A 6,000-nucleotide genomic window follows, 5' to 3' on the forward strand; every position below is an offset into this window, starting at 1 on the left:
ACTAAAGCCGTATATGAAAAGCTAAATAAACTTTCTAGTATGTTAGTTAACTAAATAAGCTAGCTGTGATTAGCAAAGACAATAATAACTTATTACATCAGGTTAATATCCCGAAGGAAAAGAGAAATGAACGAACTTAAATCTTGTTATCCCGTTTCAGATAAAGCCAAGGCTCACACCCATTTAGATGCTGCCACATATGATGCCATGTATAAGCAATCCATTGAACAACCCGAGGTATTCTGGGGAGAGCAGGCCGAAAAATTTATTGACTGGTATCAACCTTGGGACGAAGTAAGCAAAGTCGATTTGAAAAACTCAGAAATAAACTGGTTTTCAGGCGGCAAGTTAAATGTTAGCTATAACTGTATTGATCGTCATTTAGCGACTAAAGCTAACGACACGGCAATTATTTTTGAAGGTGATGATCCCAGTGATGATCTTAAAGTGACTTATCAAGAGTTGCATGATCATGTGTGTCGTTTTGCTAACCTATTGAAAGAGCGTGGCGTTAAAAAAGGTGATCGCGTTTGTATTTACATGCCTATGATCCCTGAAGTTGGTTATGCCATGTTAGCTTGTGCGCGTATTGGTGCAATTCATTCAGTTGTTTTTGGTGGCTTTTCTACTGAGTCAATTAAAGCACGTATCCTTGATGCCGATTGCCAAGTAGTCATTACCGCCGATGAAAGTCTTCGCGGTGGAAAACGTATTCCGTTAAAGTCAAATGTTGATGCAGCCATTGCTGACTGTGAGAATGTTCATTCCGTTATTGTGGTAGCTCGTACAGGTGGTGATATCGCGTGGAATGAAAAAACAGATATTAACTACGCTGAAGCCGTTGCTAATTTACCTGCGGTTTGTGAGCCAGAAGTAATGGATGCTGAAGATCCATTATTTATCTTATATACCTCGGGCTCAACGGGTACGCCAAAAGGTGTTGTGCATACGTGTGGTGGCTATATTCTTTATGCTGCTATGACCCATAAGTATGTTTTTGACTACAAAGAAGGTGAAGTGTACTGGTGTACCGCTGATGCAGGTTGGATTACTGGGCACTCTTATATTTTTTACGGCCCATTAGCTAATGGTGCTACCACATTAGTCTTTGAAGGCGTACCTACTTACCCTGATGCTGGTCGTTTCTGGCAAGTCTGTGAAAAGCATAGCGTTAATGTTTTTTATACTGCGCCAACAGCAATCCGTGCACTAATGAGTGTTGGTGATGACTTAGTTGAAAAAGCTGATTTATCATCACTACGTTTACTTGGTACCGTGGGTGAGCCAATTAACCCAGAAGCATGGCATTGGTACTATGAAGTGGTTGGTAAAAGTAATTGTCCGATTGTTGATACTTGGTGGCAAACAGAAACAGGGGGTATTTTAATTACGTCACTTCCTGGTGCTGTTGATATGAAACCTGGAGCTGCTGGTAAGCCATTCTTTGGTGTGCAACCTGCTTTATTTGATAAAGATGGGAATACTCTAGAAGGTGAAAACCAAGGTTTATTAGTTATGACGGCGAGTTGGCCAGGGCAATTACGTACCGTTTATGGCGATCATAATCGTTTCTATCAAACGTATTTAAGTCAATATCCAGGTAACTATTTTACCGGAGATGGTGCTAAGCGTGATGAAGATGGCTTTTACTGGATAACTGGTCGTGTTGATGATGTATTAAATGTATCGGGACACCGTTTAGGCACAGCTGAAATTGAAAGCGCCTTAGTACTTCATCCTGCTGTCGCTGAAGCCGCAGTTGTTGGTTACCCACATGAAATTAAAGGTCAAGGCGTATACTGTTACGTTACTTTAATGGGGAATGCTAGCGAGTCTGATGAACTTAATACTGAATTAAAAGAGTTTGTGGCTAAAGAGTTAGGTCGTTTTGCTAAACCTGACTACATTCAGTGGGCACCTGGTTTACCTAAAACGCGTTCAGGTAAAATTATGCGTCGAATTCTTCGTAAAATTGCAGAAAACGACGTTGATAGTTTAGGTGATACCTCAACACTAGCCGATCCAAGTGTGGTAGAGAACTTAATTACTCAACGCATTGTTCATGGCGGATAATTGAGAGTAAACAACGCATAAAAAAAGCGCCGAAAGGCGCTTTTTTGTTATTAACGCGAATGAAATTACATTACGCTAATCGGTAAAATTACCGTAACTTCTAATTAGAAACGACCTGTTACGCCAACAGAGATAGCGTCATCATAATCAAAAGAAACAAACTCAACACGTGCAGAAATAGCTGGCGTGAAGAAATGTTGTGCATTGATACCAAATTTATAATTGTCTTCTGTTGATAAACTTGCGCCGACACTTGATTGAGCAGTCCAGTAGTAATCAGCAGCAACAGTAAAGTCACTATCAGCGTTTAAGTATGACGCTTCAACGTTAATGAATGAATCATTTGATAACGCTCTAATGTATTTAGTATTTAAAGATAAAGAATCAGAGAAATCTTCATCTGAACCTGCAACAGATACCGACCAATTTTTAGCGAAGAAGTAACCTACTTCCGCAGTGAAATTTGTTTCGCTGCTGCTCCAATCATAATCACTGTAAGTAGCATCTAAAGCAAATAAGAAGTTGTTATAGAAGTAGTCACCACCTAGGTTTAAAACATCACCTTTACCATCAACATTGGCATAAGCTAAAGAAACATTGTTGTTTCTGCCCATAAAAGCCGCTTCTGCCCATGCAGTGTTTGCTGTGGTAACTTGATCAAAGTAATAAGTACCTTCAACAGAGATTACATCAACATCGTCGATAGTAAGGTAATCGGCATCAATTTGAGCGTTGTAGTTGTCTGCAAAAGCCGTTGAAGAAAGTAAAGATAAGCTAAGTAATAATGCACTTTTTTTCATTATATAAGTCCTTTATATAGGGTAAGGAAGAATTTCCAATCAAAAGTCATGGCAGTTAACAACAATATTTTTAACAGGTTAATCCGTTAAAAGAATGCGCATCAACTACCGTTCGGCGCGCACTATAAAGATTTTCCCCTTCGCTAGCAAGAGCTAATTTATTGAATATGTAACATAAATTATATTTAGCTAACTTTTTAGCATTTATTACTATACATCAGCAAAAAAGAGTGTAAAAATAACAATACAAATCGCGTAATTAAATCTTTACGATTTTGGATTTTTGGTTTTGGTTAAGCGCTAGCCCTTTAAATACGGCTTAATGTTAGCTAACAATATTTCTGTAAATCTTTTATTTAGCTATCGCAATTTAACTAAGTTATGAGCAACATTATTATTCATAACTATTTATTTGCTTGTTAAACGTTTATTTAGAGGAAAAGCATATGTCAGATGCAACTCATAAAAGTACCCTTAATGATATTCATGTTAATGATGAACATGTACTTATAACACCGCAACAATTAAGAGATGAATTACCTTTAGTTGATGCAGGAAGAGAGTTTGTAAAATCATCGCGCAAAGTGATTGCAAACATTATTCATAAACGTGATCCGCGTTTATTAGTGATCAGCGGTCCTTGCTCTGTGCACGATATAGATGCGGCAAAAGATTATGCCCGTAAATTAAAAGTACTGCATGATAAGTATCAAGATTCTTTATACATTGTTATGCGTGTTTATTTTGAAAAACCACGTACAACAGTTGGTTGGAAAGGTCTAATCAATGACCCTCATATGAATGGTTCATTTGATGTTGAAGCGGGGCTTAGAAAGGCACGTGAGTTACTATTATACCTAACCGATTTAGGCTTACCTTTAGCTACCGAAGCACTTGACCCTATTAGCCCACAATACCTAGCAGAGTTATTTAGTTGGTCGGCCATTGGAGCACGTACCACTGAGTCACAAACGCATAGAGAAATGGCGAGTGGATTATCAATGCCTATTGGTTTTAAAAACGGTACTAATGGTAGTTTAGGTGTGGCAATTAATGCTTTGCAGTCGGCTGCTTCATCGCATCGTTTTATGGGGATAAATACTGAAGGACAAGTGGCATTAATTAAAACATCTGGTAACCCTGATGGTCATGTTATTTTACGTGGTGGGTCACAACCTAACTATGATTCAGTTAACGTTGCAGAATGTGAAGCTGCACTCGCTAAACAAGGCTTAGAACCCGGGATTGTGGTTGATTGCAGCCACGGAAACTCAAATAAAGACTATAGACGTCAACCCTTGGTGGCTGATAATGTTATTAATCAAATTTGTGAAGGTAATAAATCGATTATTGGTATTATGCTAGAAAGTAACCTCGAAGCGGGTAATCAAAGCTCTGATCTAGCAAAAGCTGATATGGCGTATGGTGTGTCAGTAACCGATGCCTGCATTGATTTTTCAACGACAGAGCAATTGCTAGATGATACGGTAAATAAAGTCTCTGACGCATTACAGCAACGTATTAACGGTTAGTTGCGTATTAGGAGCTGAATAAAGTAACAATGAAAGATTTTGACGAAAAATTAACGCTACTGCGTGATGAAATAGATGATATTGATAGCCAATTAGTGGAGTTATTGCGTCGTCGTTTAACTGTTACAGCTAAAGTAGGTGCATTAAAAAGTGAAGTTGGCATGCCAATTTATGCGCCAGAGCGTGAAGCCAAATTGTTCAGCATGCGTCGTAAACAAGCGATGGACGTAGGTTTGTCGCCCGATTTAATTGAAGATGTGTTACGACGCTTAATGCGTGACTCATATGAAAGCCAGGATGCTAGCGGATATCAGTGTATCAATCCAGACTGTAAAAAAGTGGTGATTGTTGGTGGTAAAGGGCAGCTAGGCAGTGTATTTGTCGACTTATTTGAGCGTTCTGGTTATCAAGTTGCAATAATTGAACAAGACGATTGGCCAAATAGTGAAAATATTTTAGCGGGTGCTGGCGTCGTTATTGTTGCGGTACCTATTCAATTAACATCAATGGTTATTCATCACCTAAATAATTTACCACAAGACTGTATTTTAGCTGATATCACCAGTATTAAAGAATCACCGATCTTTGAAATGATGAAAGCTCATTCAGGGCCTGTCATTGGTTTACATCCAATGTTTGGCCCCGATGTTACTGGGCTTATCAAGCAAACTATTATTGCATGTGAAGGGCGTCATCCTGAGAAGTACAATTGGTTGCTTGAACAATTTAAAGTGTGGGGGGCAAAAATATACCCTGTAGAAGCACATGAACATGATCAAGCTATGTCGATGGTGCAGGTGATGCGTCACTTTTCAACAATCGCTTACGGCTATCATTTAATGGCTGAAGGGGCTGATATTGAAAAATTAGTCGACATGAGCTCTCCTATCTATCGGTTAGAGCTGATTATGGTAGGGCGTTTGTTCGCACAAGACCCTGTACTATACGCAGATATTATTTTTTCCAACAAAGATAATATTAATATGATGAAACGTTTTGCCTACCGCTTTTTAGAGCTTCTTGAAGATGTAGAGCAAGATGATAAATCTGCTTTTGTTGATATGTTTGAGCAAGTCTCTGATTGGTTTGGTGATTACGCGGATGTATTCTTGCAAGAAAGCAAGTCAATGTTACTTAAAGCGAATGAACTTAAGAAACATTAACGAGTAATGTACTTTTGAGTAAAGATTTTGTACCAAATAAATGCGACTGTATCAAATATCACTTTATTAAGGTCTATTGCTTGGAGTATTACCTAGCCAGCTTTTAATCAGCACTCATTACGATTTTTATGAAGCACTATTTAGCTTTTGTTGCTGCTTGATTTAATAGGACTTATAAGCGACAGTCCTCGTTAACTTTGTGTACTGTCGCTTTGAATAAATTTAGACAGAGCAAAGCAAGAGTAAAATCAATGTGCCATAGGGAGTGAATTAAATTGACTGATTAAATATGTTAAATGGAATTAGCTGTATTGCTGGCTACTTTTTAGTTAACCCGAGATCTGCATAAGCATTATATATTTTAAAGTCGAGATACTTTTATGCTCGGCTTTTTATCTTTAAATGTATACGCAATCAGTCCAGCCATTAGGT

At 38.3% G+C, this 6,000-nt stretch carries 4 protein-coding genes; 3 read left to right on the plus strand and 1 reads right to left on the minus strand.

What is annotated here, in order from left to right:
• The first annotated feature begins 126 nt into the window (after nucleotides 1–126).
• Nucleotides 127–2,073 carry an acetate--CoA ligase gene (gene acs, locus D1094_RS17675; protein WP_118961428.1) on the plus strand — a complete coding sequence of 649 codons (1,947 nt, stop codon included), beginning with the start codon at nucleotides 127–129 and terminating at the stop codon, nucleotides 2,071–2,073.
• A gap of 104 nt (nucleotides 2,074–2,177) precedes the next feature.
• Here acs and D1094_RS17680 read toward each other — a convergent pair whose 3' ends face one another.
• Nucleotides 2,178–2,873 carry a putative porin gene (locus D1094_RS17680; RefSeq protein ID WP_118961429.1) on the minus strand — a complete coding sequence of 232 codons (696 nt, stop codon included), beginning with the start codon at nucleotides 2,871–2,873 and terminating at the stop codon, nucleotides 2,178–2,180.
• A 446-nt stretch (nucleotides 2,874–3,319) separates the two neighbouring features.
• Between D1094_RS17680 and D1094_RS17685 the strand changes: the two genes are divergently transcribed.
• Together D1094_RS17685 and tyrA are read left to right on the plus strand one after the other, a co-directional pair.
• A complete protein-coding gene (locus D1094_RS17685; RefSeq protein ID WP_118961430.1) occupies nucleotides 3,320–4,405 on the plus strand; it encodes a 3-deoxy-7-phosphoheptulonate synthase in 1,086 nt (361 codons plus the stop codon).
• Between the two features lie 29 nt (nucleotides 4,406–4,434).
• Nucleotides 4,435–5,568, plus strand: coding sequence for a bifunctional chorismate mutase/prephenate dehydrogenase (gene tyrA, locus D1094_RS17690; protein ID WP_118961431.1), 1,134 nt, complete (start codon nucleotides 4,435–4,437; stop codon nucleotides 5,566–5,568).
• The last annotated feature ends 432 nt before the right edge of the window (nucleotides 5,569–6,000 follow it).

The organism is Colwellia sp. RSH04, assembly GCF_003545765.1.
Classification (GTDB): domain Bacteria; phylum Pseudomonadota; class Gammaproteobacteria; order Enterobacterales; family Alteromonadaceae; genus Colwellia.